The organism is Kutzneria sp. 744 (genome assembly GCF_000568255.1).
GTDB lineage: Bacteria > Actinomycetota > Actinomycetes > Mycobacteriales > Pseudonocardiaceae > Kutzneria.
This window is the reverse complement of the sequence record NZ_KK037166.1, coordinates 2114972-2135831: the sequence shown is the minus strand read 5'-3', so window position 1 is coordinate 2135831 and position 20860 is coordinate 2114972. Positions and strand designations below refer to the sequence as shown.

General features: G+C 69.6%; 16 protein-coding genes. 6 read left to right on the top strand and 10 right to left on the bottom strand.

From position 1 onward, the window contains the following. Positions 1-76: 76 nt before the first annotated feature. The 6 genes from KUTG_RS09455 to KUTG_RS09430 all read right to left on the bottom strand — a co-directional run bounded on the left by KUTG_RS09455 (position 77) and on the right by KUTG_RS09430 (position 8054). Positions 77-1825 carry a substrate-binding domain-containing protein gene (locus KUTG_RS09455; protein WP_232240727.1) on the bottom strand — a complete coding sequence of 583 codons (1749 nt, stop codon included), beginning with the start codon at positions 1823-1825 and terminating at the stop codon, positions 77-79. Positions 1826-1989: 164 nt separating this feature from the next. Then, complete coding sequence (locus tag KUTG_RS09450; RefSeq protein WP_043716394.1) at positions 1990-3036, bottom strand: hemolysin family protein; 1047 nt, start codon at positions 3034-3036, stop codon at positions 1990-1992. Continuing rightward, positions 3033-4376 (bottom strand): hemolysin family protein, encoded by a 1344-nt coding sequence (locus KUTG_RS09445; protein WP_043716393.1) that lies wholly within the window; start codon positions 4374-4376, stop codon positions 3033-3035. Before KUTG_RS09445 ends, KUTG_RS09450 begins: the two co-directional genes overlap by 4 nt. Before the next feature lie 97 nt (positions 4377-4473). Further along, positions 4474-6051: an amidohydrolase gene (locus KUTG_RS09440; RefSeq protein ID WP_052394264.1), complete on the bottom strand. Its 1578-nt coding sequence runs from the start codon at positions 6049-6051 to the stop codon at positions 4474-4476. After that, complete coding sequence (locus KUTG_RS09435) at positions 6048-7070, bottom strand: LacI family DNA-binding transcriptional regulator (protein ID WP_043716392.1); 1023 nt, start codon at positions 7068-7070, stop codon at positions 6048-6050. The genes KUTG_RS09440 and KUTG_RS09435 overlap by 4 nt, the downstream gene beginning before the upstream one ends. Before the next feature lie 60 nt (positions 7071-7130). After that, positions 7131-8054 carry a LysR family transcriptional regulator gene (locus KUTG_RS09430; protein ID WP_043716391.1) on the bottom strand — a complete coding sequence of 308 codons (924 nt, stop codon included), beginning with the start codon at positions 8052-8054 and terminating at the stop codon, positions 7131-7133. Between the two features lie 72 nt (positions 8055-8126). Between KUTG_RS09430 and KUTG_RS09425 the strand changes: the two genes are divergently transcribed. Continuing rightward, positions 8127-9020 (top strand): EamA family transporter, encoded by an 894-nt coding sequence (locus KUTG_RS09425; protein WP_052394263.1) that lies wholly within the window; start codon positions 8127-8129, stop codon positions 9018-9020. Positions 9021-9084: 64 nt separating this feature from the next. After that, a complete protein-coding gene (locus KUTG_RS09420) occupies positions 9085-10566 on the top strand; it encodes a peptide MFS transporter (protein WP_043716390.1) in 1482 nt (493 codons plus the stop codon). A gap of 80 nt (positions 10567-10646) precedes the next feature. Here the strand turns inward: KUTG_RS09420 and KUTG_RS09415 are convergent, their stop codons facing one another. Together KUTG_RS09415 and KUTG_RS09410 are read right to left on the bottom strand one after the other, a co-directional pair. Beyond that, entirely contained in the window at positions 10647-12746 is a 2100-nt protein-coding gene (locus tag KUTG_RS09415; protein WP_043716389.1) for a P-loop NTPase fold protein, read from the bottom strand. Between the two features lie 249 nt (positions 12747-12995). Next, on the bottom strand, positions 12996-14264 hold the full coding sequence (locus KUTG_RS09410; protein ID WP_063753699.1) for a cytochrome P450: 1269 nt from the start codon (positions 14262-14264) through the stop codon (positions 12996-12998). Between the two features lie 100 nt (positions 14265-14364). Between KUTG_RS09410 and KUTG_RS09405 the strand changes: the two genes are divergently transcribed. After that, positions 14365-14907 (top strand): DUF1707 SHOCT-like domain-containing protein, encoded by a 543-nt coding sequence (locus KUTG_RS09405; RefSeq protein ID WP_043728760.1) that lies wholly within the window; start codon positions 14365-14367, stop codon positions 14905-14907. Here the strand turns inward: KUTG_RS09405 and KUTG_RS09400 are convergent. After that, a complete protein-coding gene (locus tag KUTG_RS09400; RefSeq protein ID WP_052394261.1) occupies positions 14897-15313 on the bottom strand; it encodes a LysR substrate-binding domain-containing protein in 417 nt (138 codons plus the stop codon). The two genes, KUTG_RS09405 and KUTG_RS09400, sit on opposite strands and share 11 nt — an antisense overlap. Before the next feature lie 16 nt (positions 15314-15329). Continuing rightward, a complete protein-coding gene (locus KUTG_RS09395; protein ID WP_043716388.1) occupies positions 15330-15929 on the bottom strand; it encodes a TetR/AcrR family transcriptional regulator in 600 nt (199 codons plus the stop codon). 219 nt (positions 15930-16148) lie between these two features. Here KUTG_RS09395 and KUTG_RS09390 point away from each other — a divergent pair, with 219 nt between their 5' ends. The 3 genes from KUTG_RS09390 to KUTG_RS09380 form a co-directional block, all read left to right on the top strand. Then, complete coding sequence (locus tag KUTG_RS09390; RefSeq protein WP_232240726.1) at positions 16149-18215, top strand: PQQ-dependent sugar dehydrogenase; 2067 nt, start codon at positions 16149-16151, stop codon at positions 18213-18215. A 152-nt stretch (positions 18216-18367) separates the two neighbouring features. Further along, positions 18368-19705: a cytochrome P450 gene (locus KUTG_RS09385; RefSeq protein ID WP_043716387.1), complete on the top strand. Its 1338-nt coding sequence runs from the start codon at positions 18368-18370 to the stop codon at positions 19703-19705. A gap of 158 nt (positions 19706-19863) precedes the next feature. Then, the coding region (locus tag KUTG_RS09380) for a glutamate-cysteine ligase family protein (protein WP_369794444.1) at positions 19864-20860 on the top strand (997 nt) is incomplete at its 3' end.

Here is a 20860-nt window from a genome sequence, read left to right as displayed (position 1 = left end):
GCCACCAGGGGGGATTGGCAGCGGCGTCGGCCAGCTTAGGGCCAATGCGACCGGCATGTGGCCGCATTGGCAGAACTCATCCGGTGGTCGAGAGCAGCTGGGCCAGCGCGGCGTCCACGCCGCTGCCGTTCTGCACCGACGCGAGGCTGCCGCCGGTGTCCTGGGCGATGCCGCTGAGCTGGTCGTGGTCCACGTTCCCGCCCACGGCGATGATGTTGACGGAGACCGGCCGCTTGCCGTCCTTGAGCTGGCCGAGCTGGGTCCGCAGCTGGTCGACCGTGAGCCCGCCGTCGTTCTTCCCGGCCACGACCACGACGACCCGGTTGTGCTTGCCGTCCTGGTAGTTGGCCAGCACCGACTGGTAGACGGCGAGAATGCTGGCGTACAGCTGGCTGCCGTTGCCGGGGGTGAGCTTGTCGATGCCGGCGTGCAGCTGGTCGACGCCCTGGTCGATCCGCACCACCGGCACGAGCTGCTTGTACGGCTTGTTCCCGTCCAGGCCCGCGGCGTAGGCCCACAGCCCCATCGAGCCGGACACCGTCCGGTTGACCTCGCCCGTCAGGGCGTTGCGCACGGCCTTCACGCCGTCGGCCCCCATCGCCGGCGAGGTGTCCACCAGCACCGACAGCACCTCGTTGCCCAGGGCCGCGGCCGTCCAGCTGGCCGAGATGTCCTGGGTGGTGGTGGCGTCGGCCGGGACGAGGGTCTGCGAGATCGCCGGCCAGCGCATGCCGGTGGCGTCGGTCGGATGGTCCGGCGTCGCCGCGACCCGCAACCCGGCGGTGGCGAACAGCTTCTGCTGCGGGCCTTGCCGCACGAAGTCCCGGAACTGTTGCGCCGCCTTGTTCTGGGTCTGGCTGACCCAGCTGCCCGACAGCGTGACGAACGGGAAGTCGGCGGCCGGGCTCGCGCCGCCCATCGCCACCTCGTACAGCGGCGTCGCCGGCTTGGGCGCGCCGTCCTTGCCGAGGTTGCGCCGGTAGAGGTCGACCTCGGTCACGGGGACGGCGCCGTAGCTGGCGGTGCCGATGTCGGCCGCCTTGGCCAGGCCGTCCAGCGCGTCCAGGGTGTCGGCCGGCGCGCCGGAGGCCCGGGAGTTGGCCAGCTTGGCGATGGTGTCCTTGACGCCTGGCTGGGCCAGCATGTCCGTGGTCACCGGGCCGGTGCCGTTGGCCGTGGCGCCGGCCAGCGCCGACTGGACGGCCAGCGCGCTGGCCGGGTTGGTGGCCGGATCCGGCACCGCGAGCCGGAACTTGCCCCACTGCGGCTTGCCGTAGCCGGACCAGCCGTTGGGCGCCGACGTCAGCCCCGGCAGGTCGGTCCACTGCACCAGATTGCCGCTGGCCAGCGCGTCCGCGCCGGACTGCTGGGTGGCCAGCACGACCGGGCTGGTGGCCACCGACTGCGGCTGGGTGCTGACGATGGAGTTGTTCTGCGCGGTCAGCCGGTTGGCCCACAGCATGGAGTCCGGCAGCCAGGCCGCCGGCTGCTCGCCGAGCTTGTCGGTGTTCCACTTGGTGGTCAGCCCGGTCAGCACGGTCTGCGACTCCACCGACTGCACCTGGAGCCGGACGCACGAGTCGTCGATGACCGGGTGCGTCTCGGTCCAGCGCTGGGCCGCGTCCCGCACCGGCTGCGCGATGCTCGGTGTGACGGCCACCCGCAGCACCACGTCGCCGTTGGTGCAGCCGTTGGCCTCGGCGGCGGCGCGCCGCTCCAGCACGCCGCCCAGCCAGGTCCACGCCAGCCAGCCCAGCAGGATCAGCACCACCAGGCCGGTGATCGCGACCGGCCACTTGGCCAGGCGCCGCCGCACCCTCGTCACCAGTGCGCGGTGTCGAGCCATCACGTCCCTCTCCGAGCGCCAGGTGTCACTCCCCAAGGGGTCAAGTTGACTCACTGGGTGTGACATCAGCGTCATGAAAGCGCAGATTCTGCCCTACGCGCGAAGAACACGGTGCCCGATCGAGGGTACCGGGACACCCTGGGTCACTTTCCGCCCACGTGGGTCCCGTCCCGGACCGTGCCGACGTACTCCTCGACCAGGTCCTCCAGGGCCACCACGCCCAGCTGCTGGCCGTCGGCGTCGACGGCCCGGGCCAGATGGCTCTGGGCCCGCCGCAGCGCGGCCAGCGCGTCGTCCAGCCGGGCGTCGGCCGGCAGTTCCGGCAGGCCACGGACCCGGTTGCGCGGCACCGGCGTCGACGGCGGCTGATCGGCCAGGTCCAGCACGTCCTTGACGTGCAGGTAGCCGGCCAGCCGTCGGTCGGCGGCCAGCAGCGGGAAGCGGGAGAAGCCGGTCGCGGCCACCGCCGCCGCCACGTCGCCGACGGTCGGCTCCGCCGGCACGGTGGTCAGCCGGTCCAGCGGCACCAGCACGTCGTTGACGGTGCGGGCGGCCGAGGACAGGGTCTTGGCCAGCCGCCGGTGCTCCGGCTCGTCCAGCAGGCCCTCCTGCCGGGACTCGCCCAGCAGCGACGCCAGCTCGTCGGGCGTGTAGGCGCCCTCCAGCTCGTCCTTCGGCTCGACCTTGATCAGCCGCAGCACCGCCTGCGACATCACCGTGAACGCGTTGAGCAGCGGCCGGGTCAGCCGGCAGAAGGCGAAGTGCACCGGCACCAGCCACAGCGCCGCCCGCTCCGGGCCGGCCAGCGTCAGGTTCTTCGGCACCATCTCGCCGATCACCGTGTGGCAGAACGACACCAGGGCCAGCGCCACCACGAAGGAGATGCCGTGCACCAGCGTCGGCGGCACGCCCAGCGGGGCCAGCGGCTCCTCCAGCAGACCGGCAATGGCCGGCTCGGCCAGCGCGCCCAGCGCCAGCGAGCACACCGTCACGCCCAGCTGCGCGCCGGCGATCAGCAGCGGCAGCTGGTGCCCGGCGCGGATCACCGTGCGGGCCCGCTGCTGCCCCAGCCGGGCCAGCTCCTCCAGCCGGTCGCGGCGGGCCGTGATGATCGCGAACTCAGCGCCGACGAAGAAGCCGTTGCCCAGCAACAAAAGGATGGTCAGCAACAGCGCGAGGACGTCGTTCACGCCGTCACCTCGCTCGGGATCGTCGCGGGCACTTCGCCGACCTTGGCCACCCGCAGCTCCGCGATGCGGTGCCGGTCCATCGCCATCACCGTGATCCGCCAGCCGTCCACACGCAGTTCGTCGCCCACCTCGGGGATCTCGCCGAGCCGGGTCAGCACCAGGCCAGCCAGGGTCTCGTAGTCGCCGTCGGGCATGCGGAAGCCGGTGGCCTCGGCCACCTCGTCCTCCCGCAGCAGCCCGGACACCATCCAGCTGTCCCTGCCCAGCGGCCGCACCGGCGCCACCTCGCGCCGGTCGTGCTCGTCGCGGACGTCGCCGATGATCTCCTCGACCAGGTCCTCCATGGTCACGATGCCGGCGGTGCCGCCGTACTCGTCGACCACGATGGCGATCTGCAGCCCGGAGCCCAGCCGCTCCAGCAGCGCGTCGGCCTCCAGGCTCTCCGGCACCGTCGGCACGGGCCGGATCAGCGCCGACAGGGGCGTGGTCGCGCGCTGCGCGGCCGGCACGCCGAAGACCTGCTTCACGTGCACGACACCGCGAACGTCGTCGAGATCGCCGTCGTGCACCAGGAAACGCGAGAAGCCGGTGCGCAGCGCGGCGTTGACCAGGTCGAGCACGGTGTCGTCGCCGCGCAGGGCCTCGACCTGCACGCGGGGCGTCATCAGCTCGTCGGCCGTGCGGTCGCCGAACCGCAGCGAGCGGTCCAGCAGCGTTGCGGTGCCCTGGTCGAGGGTGCCGTGCGCGGCGCTGGAACGGACCAGCGAGCCCAGCTCCTGCGGCGACCGCGCGGATCGCAGCTCCTCGGCCGGTTCCACGCCGAAGCGCCGCACGATCCAGTTCGCGGTGCCGTTGAGCACGGTGATCGGGGCCTTGCACGCCCGTGAGAACGCGTACTGGAAGCCGGCCACCGCGCGGGCGGTCTGCATCGGACGGGCGATCGCCAGGTTCTTCGGCACGAGCTCGCCCAGCACCACCGACAGCGCGGACGCCAGCAGCAGCGCCAATGCCGCGCCAACGGCCTCGGCCCCGCCGGGCGGGATGCCGATCGCCGTCAGCGGCGCCTCGATCAGGTCGGCCAGCGCCGGCTCGGCCAGCGCGCCGGTGACCAGGGTCGCCAGCGTGATGCCCAGCTGGGCGCCGGAAAGCTGGAACGACAGCGTGCGGTGCGCCTTCTGCACGGCGCGGGAGCGCGCGTCGCCGAGTTGGGCGACGGCCGTGTCCACCTGGCTGCGTTCCAGGGTGGTCAGGGAGAACTCCGCCGTGACGAACAGCGCGTTGGCCGCGGTCAGCACCAGGACCGCGAGCAGGCAGAGGACGGCGAAAAGGTATCCGGTCATCGGGGACTCACGTCCGTGACCGGGGTCGTATCGCAGCCGGGGCTTTCCCCCGGCTCACTACTGTGGCCAGGTGACCGCGCGTCAGGCACGGAAACAGTCACTCCTCAGATGGTGAACAACGTGACACGTCAGCTGCCAGTGTAAGGGCTGCGTATATGCGTCGGCCGGACAACCACGTCCCTGTCACCAGGATTTCTTCGAGCGACGTGTGCTGTGGGTCACCATTCAGGCACACCAGGTCAGCGCGGCGGCCGACGGCGATCTCGCCCCACGTGTGCTCGGCCTGCGCCTGCCACGCCACGCCCGTGGTCTGCGCGGCGAACGCTTGCGCGACGTCCAACCGCTCGCCCGGCAGCCACTCCCGTCTCGTGGCGATCCGCAGGCCTTCGAGCGGATCGGCCGGGCTGACCGGCCAGTCGCTGCCGAACGCCAGCCGCGCGCCGAGGCGGGCCAGCGTCGCGAACGGGTACTGCCGGTCGGCGCGCGCCGGGCCGAGGCGGGGGATGGTGAGCTCGGTCATCAGGGGATCGCTCTGGGCCCACTGCGGCTGCACGGTGGCGATCACGCCCAGCTCCGCGAACCGGGGCACGTCCGCCGGATCCGCCACCTGCACGTGGGCGATCACCGGCCGGCGGTCCCAGTCCGGATTGGCGGCCCGTGCCTGTTCGATGGCGTCCAGGGCGGCCCGGACGGCGGCGTCGCCGATGGCGTGCACGTGGATCTGGAACCGTTCGCCGTCGAACGCCGTGACCGCGGCGGCCAGCTCCGACGGCGACCACACCGGCATTCCGTGCGACTGCGGTACATCCGCGTACGGTTCGAGCATCGACGCCGTGCCGGTCTCGATCACCCCGTCGGCGAAGAACTTCACGGTGCGGGCGGTGACCAGGTCCCGGCCGTAGCGCTGGCACCGCTCTCGCTGCCGGTCGAAGGCCGAGATCTGTTCCCGCCAACGGTCGGGATCGGCCCGCTGGGCCAGATCCGCGCGGAACGTCAGACATTCCCGTTCCACGGCAAGGAGATAGGCGTCCACCATCGCCGGCTCGACCCACGCGTCCTGCACCCACGTCACGCCCACTGCCGCATACACGCGGCCGGCTTCTTCCAACGCCGCAACGAGATCGTCCGGTTCGCGGGCCGGGATCAGGTCCAGCACGAGATCGCAGGCGTGCCACTCCAGCAGCGTGCCCAGCGGGCTGCCGTCGGCGCGTCGGAGAATCCGACCCAGCCGCGGATCCGGTGTGTCGCGGGTGATGCCGGCCCGTTGCAGGGCAAGGCTGTTGCACCACACGGCGTGGTAGTCGCGGGACCGCAGCGCCACCGGCCGGTCCGGCACGGCGGCGTCCAGCCACCGCGCGTCGAAGGCGCCGTCCGGGGCCAGGGCCGGGTCGTAGCTCGCGGCCAGGATCCAGCCGTCGCCGGGATTTTCCGTCGCCCACCGGGCAACCTCGGCGACAATATCGTCCACAGTGGACTGATCGGTGATCGACGGCCCCTGCCGCTCCAGCCCGCCGAGCACCGGATGCGCGTGCCCGTCGCCGAACGACGGCAGCAGCAGGCCGTCGCCCAGGTCGACGACGTCGGTGATGCCCAATTCCTCGGCATCCGGCCCGACGGCGACGATCCGGTTGTCGGCGATGGCCACCGACTGGGTGGAAGTCCGCAGCAGGATCAAATCTTGCGGGTGCTCTCTCGCAGCACGACCTCCGCCGCGATCCGCTCCGTGCGCGGGTCGCCGTCGTGGTCGCTCAGGGCCATGTGCGCCGCCCGCGCGCCCATCTCCTCCAGCGGCAGCCGAACCGTGGTCAGCGTGGGGGAGACGTCGCGCAGCGTCGGGATGTCGTCGAAGCCGGCCACCGAGATGTCGTCGGGCACCCGCACCCCGGCCGCCCGCATCGCCGCCATCGCGCCCAGCGCCATCACGTCGTTCACGGCGAACACGCACGTGGCGTCGGTGCTCTCGGCCAGCATCTCGGTCACCGTGTCGTAGCCGCCGTCGCGCGTGAACTCACCGTACCGAATGGACTGATCGGGCAGCTCGACGCCGGAATCGGCCAGCCCCGCCTTGAAACCCGCGACCCGGTCGCGGCTGGTCAGCAGCTCCGGCGGCCCGCCCAGCACCGCGAACTTGCGGTGCCCGAGCTCGGCCAGCGCCACCGCGAGCGCCTTGGCCCCGGCCCGGTTGCTCGGCACCACGGTGTCCACCGGCAGCTTGGCCTGCGACACGCAGGCCACCCGGCCGCCCTGCTCGGTGAAGGCGGCGATCTCCTCTGCCAGCTTGGCCGTGACGGAACGCTTGGTGGACCGGCTGCCGACCATCACCACCGCCTTGGCGCGATGCCCGCGCAGCGTGGCCAGCAGTTCCCGCTCCCGGTCCGGGCTGCGCGCGGTCGTGCCCAGCACCACGACCAGGCCCGCGTCCTCGGCCACTCTGGTGACACCGGCGGCGATGCTGGAGAAGTACGGGTCGGAGATGTCGTGCACCACCAGGCCGACCAGGGAGCTGCTGTTGCGGGCCAAGGCCTGCGCCGAGGCGTTGGGCAGGTAGCCCAGCGAGTCGGCGCTGGCCATCACCCTGTCCCGCAGCGGGTCGCTGACCTGCCGATCGCTGCCGTTGATCACCCTGGACGCCGTGGCCAGTGACACCCCGGCGTGCCGGGCCACCTCGGCGAGCGTGATCTGCCGTCCGGGCACAGGCCCACTCCCTTCGCCAACTGAACTGGGACAGTACCGGTGACCTGTGCCGCCGACGTGTCAGCGGGCCCGGCTCGTCGCGTCGAGGACCCGGGTTGTCACACGCCTGAGCGCGTCCGCGGTCGCCTTGATCGCCGGCCGACGACTCGTGCGCTCCCGCCACACCGTGAACAGCCGGCGCCTCGGCACCGGCTCCAGCGTCACCGCGACCACATTGTCCGGCAGCGGCGCGCGGCCGAGCCGGGGCATCAGCGCGATCCCGATGCCGGCGCGCAGGAACTCCAGCTGGCTCTGGTACTCGGGGACCACGTAGGACACCCACGGCTCGTGGCCGGTCGAGCGCACGGTGGCCACCAGCCAGTCGTGGCAGATCGATCCGGGCGGCTGGCACAGCCACCGCTCGTGCACCAGATCCTCGGCGGTGACGGCCTTTCGCCCGGCCAGCCGATGATCGGCCGGGACCAGGAGATCGGCCACGTCCTCGCCGATCACCTCGCGGGCCAGGTCGTCCGGCATGGCCAGCGGGGCGATCTGCCAGTCGTGCACCACGGCCACGTCGAGCTCGCCGCGGTGCACGGCCGTCACCGCTCCCGGCGGGTCGATCTCCACCACGGTCACGTCCAGCGCCGGGTGCTCGACCATCAGCTCCGACACCACCGACGGCAGCAGGCCGCGGCAGCCCGTCGCGAACGCGCCCAGCGCCACGCTGCCGACCGGTTTGCCGCGCTGCTCCTCCAGCTGGATCTCCGCCTGCTCGACCAGCTTGAGCACCTCGGCCGCGGTGTCGGCCAGCGCCTGGGCCGCGTCGGTCAGCACGACCCCGCGGCCGCGGCGCTCCAGCAGTGTGGTTTGCGTCTCCCGCTCCAGCTTGTTCAGCTGCTGCGAGATCGCCGACGGCGTGTAGCCCAGCGCCTCCGCCGCCCCGTTCACCGAGCCGTAGACGGCGATCGCGTGCAGGGCCCGCAGCCGAGCCAGGTCAATCATGTAGCGATGCTACCGCGAACCGTGAAGAACTATTTGCTGGTGCTTAACTGACCGGCCGCCGATCCTGGCGCCATGCACCCTCGTCACCTGCTCGCGGCGGTCCTGGTCGCCCTCATCTGGGGCGTCAACTTCGTGGTCATCGACATCGGCCTGGAGTCGTTCCCGCCGTTCCTGTTCACCGCACTGCGCTTCGCCGCCGCGGCCCTGCCCGCGGTGTTGTTCATCGGACGGCCGCAGGTGCGGTGGCGCTGGGTGCTCGCCGTGGGCACGGCGATCGGCGCCTTCCAGTTCGGACTGCTGTTCCTGGCCATCCACCTGGGCATGCCGGCCGGGCTGTCGTCGCTCGTGATCCAGACGCAGGCCGTGTTCACCATGGTGTTCGCGGCGCTGCTGCTGGGGGAGCGGCCGGGGCGTCGGCAGGTCGTGGGCATGGTGATCGCGCTGGCCGGCATCGCCCTGGTCGCCGTCGACTACGGGCAGGCCAGCCCGATCCTGGCGTTCGTGCTGGTGCTGGCGGGCGCGGTGAGCTGGGCGCTGGGCAACGTCGCCACCCGCAAGGCCGCGCCGCCCGACGCGTTCAAGTTCATGGTGTGGGTCAGCGTCGTGCCGCCGCTGCCCATGGTGGGGCTGTCGCTGCTGGTCGAAGGCCCCGAGCAGGATCTGGCGGCGCTGTCCCACCTGACCGTCTCGGCGCTGTTCTCGCTGGGGTACGTCGCGTGGCTGTCGACGCTCGTCGGTTACGGCCTGTGGGGGATGCTCATTCGTCGCTACGGCGCAACGGTCGTTGCTCCTTACTCTCTGCTCGTGCCCGTGTTCGGAATGTCGTCGTCGGCGCTGGTTCTGCACGAGAAAATGTCCGGACTCTCCATCGCCGCGGCCGGCCTCGTGATCGTCGGCGTCGCTCTGACCTCGGCGTTCGGCCAGAAGCTGACGGGGTGGCAACCGGGCTTCCGCGCCTCACGCTAGGGTGCGCCACACGACGTTGAGTGAACGTCGTATTCACTGTGAGTGCACCACGGGAGGTAGTCGGTTGAGCGCCACCGTTGAGAGCGCGAAGCCGCCCCAAAAGGGCTTCTTCGGGCATCCTGCCGCTCTCGGGCCGCTGTTCTTCACCGAGTTCTGGGAACGTGTCTCCTACTACGGGATGCGCGCGATCCTGCTGTTCTTCATGTACAGCAAGCTCAGCGACGGCGGACTCGGCCTCGATCCGACACTGGCCAAGAGCCTGATGTCGATCTACGGGGCCAGCGTGTTCATGTCGGGCGTGCTGGGCGGCTGGCTGGCCGACCGCATCCTCGGCTCGCGCCGGGCCGTGCTGTACGGCGGCGTGCTGATCATGTGCGGGCACATCGCGCTGTCGTTCCCCTCGGGCGTCGGCGCGCTGTACGTGTCGATGCTGCTGATCACCGTCGGAACCGGCCTGCTCAAGCCCAACATCTCCAACATGGTCGGCGGCCTCTACGACGAGAAGGACCGCCGCCGCGACGCCGGCTTCTCGATCTTCTACATGAGCACCAACCTCGGCGCCGTGGTCGCGCCGCTGCTGGTCGGCACGCTCGGCCAGAAGATCAGCTACCACCTCGGCTTCTCCGTGGCCGCCATCGGCATGTTCCTGGCCCTGGTGATCTACATCTTCGGCCGCAAGCGCCTGGCCGCCGTCGGCGACGCGCCCAGCAACCCGCTGTCCCCCGAGGAGCGCGGCAAGGTCTTCGGCCGCATCGCCATCGGCGCCGTGATCGTCGCCGCCGCCTTCGTGATCATCGCGGTGGCCGGGCTGTTCACCGTCACGCTCGTGATCAACGTGATCAGCGCGCTCGGCCTCATCCTGCCCGCGCTGTACTTCTACACGATGATCCGCAGCAAGCAGGTCAGCTCGGTGGAGCGGTCGCGGGTGATCGCCTACATCCCGCTGTTCATCGCCTCGCTGTTCTTCTGGATGATCGAGGAGCAGGGCTCGGTCGTGCTGGCCGACTACGCCGACAACCGCACCGACCTGCACGTCGCCGGGCTGCCGCTGCTGGCCTCATGGTTCCAGACGCTCAACCCCGGCTTCATCGTCGTGTTCGCGCCGCTGTTCGCGCTGCTGTGGACCAAGCTCGGCAGCCGCCAGCCGTCCACTCCCGTGAAGTTCTCCCTCGGCCTCGGCCTGGCCGGCCTGTCCTACCTGCTCATGATCCTGCCCGCCGCGCTCTACGGCCCCGACGCCAAGGTCAGCCCGTTCTGGCTGGTCGGCAGCTTCTTCATCGTCATCCTCGGCGAGCTGTGCCTGTCCCCGGTCGGCCTCTCGGCCACGACCCGCTTGGCCCCCAAGGCTTTCGGCGCCCAGATGCTCAGCCTCTGGTTCCTGTCCGACGCCGCCGCCCAGGGCATCAGCGCCCAGATCGTGCCCTTCGCCACGCCGCAGACGGAGATCCCGTACTTCGGCATCGTCGGCGGCGTCACCGTCGTGCTCGCCGTCGGCCTGCTCTTCCTGGCCCCGTCCATCTCCCGCAAGATGCAGGGCGTGGACTGATCTTCTTCATGCAGGGAAGGACGCCTTACCCTCGTTGACCGCGGGTAAGGCGTCCTTCCCTGCATCACGCCGGCCCCTGGTCACATCGTCGCCTGCACCAGCGCCTTGGCCTTGCGTAGCGCCCGATCCCTGATCACCGGCGGATCCGCCCTCGCCGACATGGCTGCCGCCAACGCCTCCATGCAGTCATCCCACTTCGGTGGCCGCTCCCACCGGTTGTCGTCCGGCGCCCACCCGTGAAAACAGCTCAGCAGCGCCAGTCCCACCGCGACCACATAGGCCACCTGGTTGCTGTTCTCCGCCGGCCCCGGAATCCGTCGCCGTGGGTCCGCATTCCCCTCCGCCACCGTCAACACCGCCTGCCTCAGCTCGCACAGGTGATCCAGCGGCGCGTCCGCCGCCCTCAGCGCGTTGTCGATCAGCGCCAGCAGATCCTCCGTGACGGCGGTCCTCATGATCTGCGCGACATTCCCGTCCCGCCGATGAATCTCCACGCACCGCCGGGCCGTCCTCAGCAGATCCCTCGCCAGCCCTCCCGACCACACGTGGCACCCGTGCGTCAGCACCGTCGGAAAGTTCGCCACCCTCCCCTCCAGGATGTCCCTCGACTCCGCCAGCGTCAGGCCCCGCATCCTGAACACCGTGTCAAACGTCGAGTCAAAGGCGTCCCTGGCGGCCATTCCCCGCTGCTCGAACTGCACCAGCGCATCCACCGACACCGAGACAACGAAGTGCACCCCCGGTATATGCATCAAATCCTTGATGCCATTCACTGCCTCCGTGAGGTCGTCCACCCGGGCCAGCTTGTCCAGCTCGTCGATGAACACAACGAACCGCTGCGTGGTTGGGTCGGTCCGGTCGCGGGAGAACTGCGTCAGCATGTCCCTGAATTTGGTGACGAGCTCAGGCTGTGAGCGTTCCCGGCGCTTGCGTGTGACATTGTCCTCGCCTCCGAGTGTGAGCAGTCCGCTCAGCAGCTTTATGGAGCTGGATTCCTTCTTGCCCTCTTCTCGGCTCCAGGTCAGATCGTCAAGCGCCTCCATCGCCAGTTGGGCCGATTTCTGGACATCAAGGTACGTGTACCGCGTCCGTGACGACCGAGCGCCGAACAGAAGGATCGATGCCATCGGTGTGATGACGACCAGGACCAGCAGGCCGGTGGCGGCCAACCCGAGGACGGTTTGCCATTCCCAGGCCCACGTGTCGTTGTGGCTGATCGCCCAGAGAAAGACCACGCAGGCGAGCATCAGGAACAATCCCAGGGTCAGCGCGTCACGCATGGCCCGCTGCGTGCGGAACCGGCGGTCTCGTGCCTCCTGTTCCCTCTCCGGGCTGTAGCCGGACTTCCTCGCGATCTCCTCCGCCACCTGCGCGAACAGCTGGCGAGTGAAGTCCACCGGGTCGTACTTCACCGGCGCGGTGAGCAGCACATGATGGGTGACCACGTCCTCGGTGTTTCGGACCGCCTCCATGAGAGTGGACTTGCCGGCGCCGCGTGGGCCTGCGATTCCGATCGCTGACGTTTCGTGGTTTCGTATGAAGTCGACGACCTCGTCATGCGTTCGTGAGGACGAGATCTTGCCGCTCGACAGTTCCACCAGGGTCGGCGCCGTCATCGGGAAGACGAGCACGCCGGTCGGTCGGTAGACGTCGGTGACGCATCGGCGCAGTGTCCCGCGGGCCATGTGGGTCAGCTGAGCCGAATACGAGGCCTCGGCAACCCTGAATTCTTCCTTGGTTTCCAGGCGGCGCTGCTCAATTGTGGGGACGCCTTCGGTGATCGACCAGGCTGATGTAACCATAAGTAAGGCGAGACCGCTGCCGATCAACAGGTGCCAGATCGATAATGTCGGAAACGTGGCGCCAATCAGGATGGTGATTATCACGAGTCCGGTCACCCATGGCCATGGGCCGTAGAAAGTGGGAAAACGGAGCGGTCGTATGGCCGTGGCGATGACGTTCCTGAGCGACCATGAATTTGCGTCCAGCCGGCGGCGATGCTCCGCCAGCACCATGATGGCGTCGTTCAGGGAGTCCGACAGTGCGGGGCGGCGGGTCAGGAAGGCCGACCGGATCTCGGCTTCCTTCTCACGGAAGCGGCGGAACTCGGCCGAGGCCATGGCGTCGTCGAACTCCTGCTCCAGCTCGGCCACCGTGGGGCGCGACTCCTGCTCGGGCACGCCCGGACTTCGCGGGCAACGGCTCCGGCGTTACCGGAAAGCGGGCGGCAGGCGTCGAAATCGTCGATGCCGTGGGCGGTGGAGTCCGGAGTGGACAGTGGCGCAACGAGCAGCAGCCCTTCGATCCGCCACGGCGGCGGGGCGGCGGATCGAAGGGCTGCTGGTTCCAGAGTGCCTGAAGTTTGGGGAAAAGCGGAACGTCATGACCCGAACGGGTGGGTGATGCGGGTCTCCATTGACGGTTAGTGGTCAGGCGATCGCGGCTGGTTGGCGGGAAGTGACCCGAACGGGCAGATGCAGGGGACCACGGACGGCACGGCTGGCGCGGCGCTGGACGGCGCCGGAGAGGCGGAGGTCGGGGAAGCGGCGGAAGAGGGCCCGGAGGGCGATGGCGCCTTCCATGCGGGCGAGGCCGGCGCCGAGGCAGTAGTGGACACCGGACGAGAAGGTCAGGTGCTCACGGGCGTTGGGGCGGTCGGGGTCGAAACGGTGGGGATCGGGGAAGACGGCGGGGTCGCGGTTGGCGGCGGCGGTGAGCAGCACGATGACCTTGCCGGCGGGGACATCCCGGCCGGCGAGCTTGGCGCCTGCGAGGGGAAGCCGTGCGGTGTACTGGATCGGGGGATCGAGGCGGAGGATCTCCTCGACGATGTTGTCGGCGGCGGACGGATCGTCGACGAGTCGTTGGCGGGCCGAGGGATTCGCCAACAGGGCCAGCACGCCGTTGCCGATGAGGTTGACGGTGGTCTCGAAGCCGGCGGCCAGCAGCAGGCCGGAGCTGGCCAGTAGCTCGAAGTCGGTGAGGCCGCCTTCGGCCAACATGTGGCCGATCACGTCGTCGTTCGGCTCCGCACGACGCAGCTTGATGCGCTCGGCCAGGAAGTCGTTGAGCTCCCGCAGTGTGGACCGGAGCTCACGCACCTGGGCCATGCTGCCCATGCCGTCGATGGAGGCGGCAAGCGTGGTGCCCCAGGCGGTCATCCGCCGGTGCGCGGTGTCGGGCACGCCCAGCAGGTCGCAGATGATCTTGATGGGCACCCGGGACGCGAACTCGTCGACCAGGTCGAACTCCTCGCGGCCGGCCAGCTGGTCGAGGAACTCGTCCACGATGGCCTCGACGCGGCCCTGCCGCTCCTGCATGGCCCGCGGCGTGAACAGCGGGGACACCACGCGCCGCAACCGGCCGTGCTCGGGCGGGTTGCGGAAGATGAACGAGTCCTCCAACGGGTTCACCAACCCGTTGAGGCCGGGATCGGGCTGGCCGATCTCCTTGTTGGGCGCGACACCGAAGGCCGGGTCGCGCAGCACGGCGCTGCACAGCTCGTGGTCGGACACCAGCAGCATGCCGAGCTTGCTGGGCACGACCTTGCCCCGCGCGCGGATGCGCTCGTAGTGCGGATACGGATCGATGGCCTGGGACGGACGGATCAGCACGGCGCCGGGATCGTCCAGCAGCCGGAACCAGCCCAGGACGACCTTGCCAATCGCGATCCCGGCCGCGAGTTGCCTGTCGGACATGGTGTTCTCCTCACCGCGTGGCCGCCTTTGTACCACCGCCTTGACCACGCGTGCCCTGAGGATGAGAATCTTGGCCACTAAGAGATAGGGGGTGTTCATCATGTCGCTGCCCGAGCCGGCACGGCCGGTGGTGTCGCTGCGGTTGTCCAATGACGAACGCGAGCGCGCGGTCGAACTGCTCAACCGGGCCGTCGCCGACGGCCGCCTGACCTGGCCGGAACATGCCGAGCGGGTCGAGGCCGTGTACGCCGCGCGCGTCACGGGCGACCTGCGGCCGCTGTTGTCGGACCTGGGCGCGGCCGAGGTGGTCCCGCTGCCCGACGGCGCCACCGAGGTCTCGGCGGTGCTCAGCAAGATCGTCCGCGTGCCCGACGTCAGCCGCCGCATCCACGCCCGCTCGCTGTTCGGCGCGGTGGTGCTCAACCTCGTCTCCGTGCCGCCCGGCGCGGACATCGAGGTGCAGGTGGACGCCTTCTGCGGCAAGGTCCAGCTGATGGTCGCCGACGACGCCACCGTGATCGACGAAGGCGCCGCGATCATGGGCAAGCGCGCGGTCTACGGCGAGCAGGACGGCAACGGCGGCCCGCGCATCCGCCTCACCGGCACGGTGAAACTGGGCAACCTCAAGGTGTTCAGGGTCTGAGCTCGGACGCCACCTCGGCGACCAGGGACCGCACCCACAGGTGCGCCGGGTCGGAGTTGAGCCGCGGGTGCCAGAGCATGCCGTACGGGAAGGGCACGGCCAGCTCCTCCGGCACCTCGATCAGCCGCACCGTGTCGCCGCATCGAGGGATGTCCACCAGCCGCCGCGGCACCAGCGCGATCAACAGGGTGCCCGGAAGGGCGGTGAACGCCGCCTCGAAGTACGGCACCCGCAGACCGCTGCGCTGGGTCACGCCGAGCTCGGCCAGCCGCCGGTCGATCACCATCACCTGTTGCGGCAACACCACCACGCTCACCCGGGGGTACTCGGCCAGCTGCTCCAGGGTGAGCCGCGCCGACAACATGCCCTCGGCCACCGGTTTCGTGGCCGACTGGATCGCGTACACGATCTGAGGGGCGTTGTCAGCAGTCGCTGCGGCGGTGCCGGCGGACGGTCTCCTCGACGAGGTCGAGCACGGGGCCGAGGTCGTCGGCCGGCAGGCCCATCGCCAGGTGGGAGACGAGGCCCTCCAGCACCAGCTCCAGGAAGTCGGACAGCACCTCGACCGCCACGTCGTCGCGCAGGTTGCCGGCCTCGCGCTGGCGGCGGAGGCGGTCCTGGGTGGCCTTGGTCAGCTGCTCGGAGCGCTCGGCCCAGCGGGCGCGGAAGTCGGGGTCGGTGCGCAGGCGGCGGGAGACCTCCAGGCGGGTGCCCAGCCAGTCGGCCGGGTGCTCGTCGTCGTCCCCGTCCTTGCGCCCGGCCAACAGGTCGCGCATCACCTGCACCAGGCCCTGCTCGGCCACCACCTCGGCCATGCGCAGGGCGTCGTCCTCGGCCAGGGCGAGGAACAGCGACTCCTTGTCACGGAAGTGATGGAAGATCGCGCCGCGCGAGAGTCCGGTAGCCTCTTCCAACCGCCGTACCGTGGCGCCCTCGTAGCCATGGCGGGCGAAGCAGGCGCGCGCGCCGTCGAGGATCTGGCGGCGGCGGGCCTCGAGGTGGTCCTGGCTGACGCGGGGCATTCGGCCATCGTCGCAGCGCGGGGGCGGCAATTGCAATCCGTACGTACGGATTGCATACAGAACGTAACCGATGAAACATCCTATGATTTCAGTGGCGAATGAAAGCAAGCGCTTTCACGTATTGACACCCGAACCGACAAATGGTGTGATCCCCCTTACGGACAAGGATTTTCCTGACCGTTCCGCCGCCACCCCCGTACCCCTGCTGTGGGAGGAATCGTGGCACCCCCATCCCGCCTGAAGCTGGCGCTCGCCTGCGGCCTGTCCGCGGTCGTCGCGTTGGCCGTCGCCGTGCCCACTGCGCTGGCCGCGCCCAAGGCCGGCACGGTCTATGAAGCAGAGAACGCGACGATTTCTCAAGCGACCGTCGCGAACAATCACACCGGTTACACCGGAACAGGTTTTGTCGACTACACAAACACCGTCGGCGGTTACGTCGAGTTCACGGTGAACGCGCCGGCGGCCGGCAGCGCCCGCCTGGACTTCCGCTACGCCTTCGACGCCCCCGACAACCGCCCGATGGACGTGACCGTCAACGGCACCGCGGCGGTCAGCAACCTGGGCTTCCCGACCACCGGCAGCTGGACGACGTGGCAGGTGGCCACCACCACCGTCAACCTCAAGGCCGGCAGCAACAAGGTCCGGGCCACGGCGACCACCGCCAACGGCGGCCCCAACCTCGACAACGTGACGGTGACGCCGAACAACGTCGACACCACGCCGCCGACCCCGCCGACCAACCTGGTGGTCAGCGATCTCACGCCGACCACCGCGCACTTCGCCTGGGGCGCCGCCTCCGACGACACCAGCGTGGTGCGCTACGAGGTCAACCGCGGCGGCAACGTGCTCAAGACCGTGGACGGCAAGACCCTGTCGGCCACTGTGGACACCCTGACCCCGAACACGTCCTACGACATCTCGGTCGGCGCGTTCGACGCGGCGGGCAACGCCTCGCAGCAGAGCAACGTCGTCACCTTCACGACGCCGCCGAGCGATGACCACACTCCGCCGTCCGCGCCCAAGAACCTGCGTTCCACGGGCGTGACGGCCGACAGCGCCGCGCTGGCATGGGACGCGTCCACCGACAACGGTGGCGTGATCGCGGGTTACGACGTGTTCCAGGGCGCCACCAAGGTCGCCACCACCAACTCGACCACCACCACGGTCACGGATCTCAACCCCAGCACCAAATACACGTTCACGGTGACCGCGCGCGACCCCGACGGCAACACCTCCGCGGCGAGCAATGCCTTGTCGGTCACCACCTCCGCGCCCGGCGGCAAGGGCGGCATTCCCACCTACGAGAAGGATGTCGCCAAGCTCGACCTGCCGTGGGGCATCGACTGGCTGCCGGACGGCTCGGCGCTGGTGGCCGAGCGCGACCGGTTCGAGATCGACCGGGTCACCCTCGACGGCCAGGTCACCGTGCTGGGCAAGGTTCCCGGCGCCGTGACGACCAGCGGCGAGGGCGGTGTGCTCGGCCTGGCCGTGTCGCCCAACTTCGCCAACGACCACTTCATCTACATCGACCACACCGCGGCCAACGACAACCGGATCGTGCGGATGACCTACCAGGACGGCAAGCTGTCGACCACGTCGACGCCGATCCTGACCGGCATCGAGAAGAACCGGTACCACAACGGCGGCCGGCTGCGCTTCGGCCCGGACGGCAAGCTCTACGCCACCGCCGGCGACGCCAAGAACGGCGCCAACGCGCAGAACAAGAGCTCCCTGAACGGAAAGGTGTTGCGGCTCAACGCCGACGGCACCGCGCCCACCGACAACCCGTTCTACTCCACGGGCGGCAACGCGCGGTACGTCTACAGCATGGGGCACCGCAACCCGCAGGGCATCGCCTGGGACTCGCGCGGCCAGCTGTGGGAGACCGAGTTCGGCGAGAACAGCCAGGACGAGCTGAACCTGATCCAGAAGGGCGGCAACTTCGGCTGGCCGTCGTGCGAGGGCACGCAGGGCAACTGCGGCGGTTTCATCGCGCCCAAGCAGACGTGGTCGACCTCGTCGGGCGGCCCGAGCGCCATCGAGATCGTCAACAACTGGATCTATGTCGCCGCGGTGACCGGCGAGCGCATGTACGTGGCGCAGATCAACTCCGCCGGCACCGGCACCAGCACCCCGCAGGCGATCTTCGCCGGGCGGTGGGGCCGGCTGCGCACCGTCGTCAAGACGCCGGACGGCGGGCTGTGGGTGACCTCCACCAACGACGACAAGAACGGCGGCACGCCGAGCTCCAAGGACAACGTCATCGTGAAGCTCAAGTTCCCCTAGTGATTTCCCCAGCTAGTACAGGCTGAGTCGAAACGCAAGCCCCCGTGGTCAAACACGGGGGTTTTGCGCAGCCATTGCCCCTGAACGGCTGTGTGCGTGGCGGCGCGGTGCTATCACATCGGTGTCTGGCCGTCTAGTGGACAGGACAGCAGATGTCGATCAAAGCCTCGCCGATCACCGTCTTGCCGGGCGGCCTGCCGCTGCTCGGACACGCAGTGGACCTTCTACGCCGGCCGCTGGAGTTCGTCGAGCAGATGCGCGACGCCGGCAGCGTGGTCCGGTTCAACCTGGGGCCGCGCCCCGTGTACCTGGTCACCACGCCGGCCATGTGCAAGGAGCTGCTGATCACCAAGTCGCAGTGCTTCGACAAGGGCGGGCCGCTGTTCAAGCAGTCGAAGACCTTGCTGGGCAACGGCTTGGTCGGCTGCGACCGCGAGCAGGCGCGCCGGGCGCGGCCGCTGATGAACCCGGCCTTCCATCACAGCCGGCTGGCCCGCTACACCGAGGTGATGGCGGACGTGTCGGCCGAGATCGCCGAGCAGTGGACCGACGGGTCCACAGTGGACTTCGACGCCCTGATGAACGTGGCCACCATGGACGCGCTGACCCGGTGCCTGTTCTCCGGCGTGCGCGACACCGACACCGCGGCCGAGGTGCGGGCGGTGATGCAGGTGATCGTCAACGGCGTCGGGCGGCGGGCTTTCATCCCCATCTCCTTCGTGCACAAGCTGCCGCTGCCGCCCAAGCTGCGTGAGGACGCCGCCCTGCGCGAGCTGCACCGCGTGGTGGACAACGTGATCGCCGAGTACCGGCGCACCGGCGCCGACCAGGGCGACCTGATGTCGATGATGATGCTGGCCCAGGACGACACCGGCACCGGCATGACCGACACTCAGCTTCACGACGAGATCCGCAGCATGATGGTCGCCGGCACCGAGACGTCCGCGACGATGATGCTGTGGATGGCCTACGCGCTGCACCAGCACCCCGAGATCCGGGATCGCATGCACGAGGAGCTCGATCTCGTGCTGGCCGGCCGCCGGCTCGACTACGAGGACCTGCCCAAGCTGGAGTACACCGCCCGGGTCGTGCAGGAGGCGCTGCGCATGTATCCCGTGGCGTGGGTCCTGTCCCGCTACGCCACCACCGACGTCGAGCTGGCCGGCGTGCGGATCCCGGCCGGCGCGGACGTGATGTTCAGTCCGTACGCCGAGCACATGGACCCTCGCAATTTCGACAATGCTCGCGTTTTCGACCCCGACCGCTGGCTGCCCGAGCGGTCCAGGTCCATGCACCGCCAGGCCTACCTGCCCTTCGGGTCCGGCGTCCGCAAGTGCATCGGCGAGTCCTTCGCCTTCACCGAGATGATGATCATGGTGGCCACCTTCTTCGGCCCGTGGAACCTCACGCCGGTGCACCCCGACCCCGAGCCGCTGGCCAGCACCACCTACCGCCCGCGGCACAGCCACATGGTGCTGTCGAGGCGCTGACCGGCCGGTCCGTGTCGTCTCGGGCAGCCGGGGCGGCACGGACGGTCGGAAGTCCTTACCAACAGGTGAACGACCTACCTGCCCGACCTGGGATGCCGTGCGATTGTCAGACCCCCCGTGTAGCGTCGGAACGACGACGATCACGAAGGGTGGTAACGGTGACTACCGTCAGTGTTACTCCCGCCACCGATCCGGCGCCCGATTTACTCCCGGACCGTGAACGGGCCGAGGCCTACGTGGCCTCGGTCTGCTTCAAGCACGGGCCACCGAGGTACGTCGGCGCCGAGATCGAGTGGACGGTGCACCACGCGCAGGACCGATGTCAGCCGCTCGACCCCGAAGTCCTAGCGAAAGCCCTGGGGCCCCATGCCCCCGCCACGCTCCGGCCGGACAGCCCGAATCTGCCGCTTCGCGGTGGTTCCCCTGTCACCGTCGAGCCCGGTGGCCAGGTGGAGATCTCCACTCCGCCCAAGACGACAACAGCCGACCTGCTCACCACCGTCTCCGCCGACATCACGCAGCTGCAGCGGCTGCTCGCGGCGGAAGGTCTGGAACTGGGCACGGCCGGCGCCGATCCCTATCGCCCACCGCGCAGGATCCTGAACACCCCTCGCTACGCGGCGATGAACTCCCGTTTCGACCGATACGGGCCCGACGGTGTCGCCATGATGTGCAGCACCGCGGGCCTACAGGTGTGCCTGGACACGGGCGAAGCGGGACAGGTCGCCACACGCTGGAACGCGCTGCACGCGCTGGGTCCGGCGCTGCTGGCGGCGTTCGCCAACTCGCCGGGACTGGCCGGCCGCTCGACCGGGTGGGCCTCGGCCCGCACGCGAGTGGTGCTGGGGGCCGAACCCGTGCGCAGCGGCCCGGGCGACACCGGCCACGACCCGGCAGCCAGCTGGGCCCGCCGCGTGCTGGACACGCCGCTGATCTGCTTCCGGCACGGCGGCGACAGCTGGGACGTGCCCGGCGACGTCACCTTCGCCGACTGGATCGCGGGCGCGCTGCCCGGCGTGCCCACCACCGACGATCTCGACTACCACCTCAGCACCATGTTCACCCCGGTCCGGCCGCGCGGCTACTTCGAGGTCCGGTACCTGGACTCGCAGCCGCCCGGTGACTGGAGTCCGGCGGTCGCGCTGCTCATCGCCC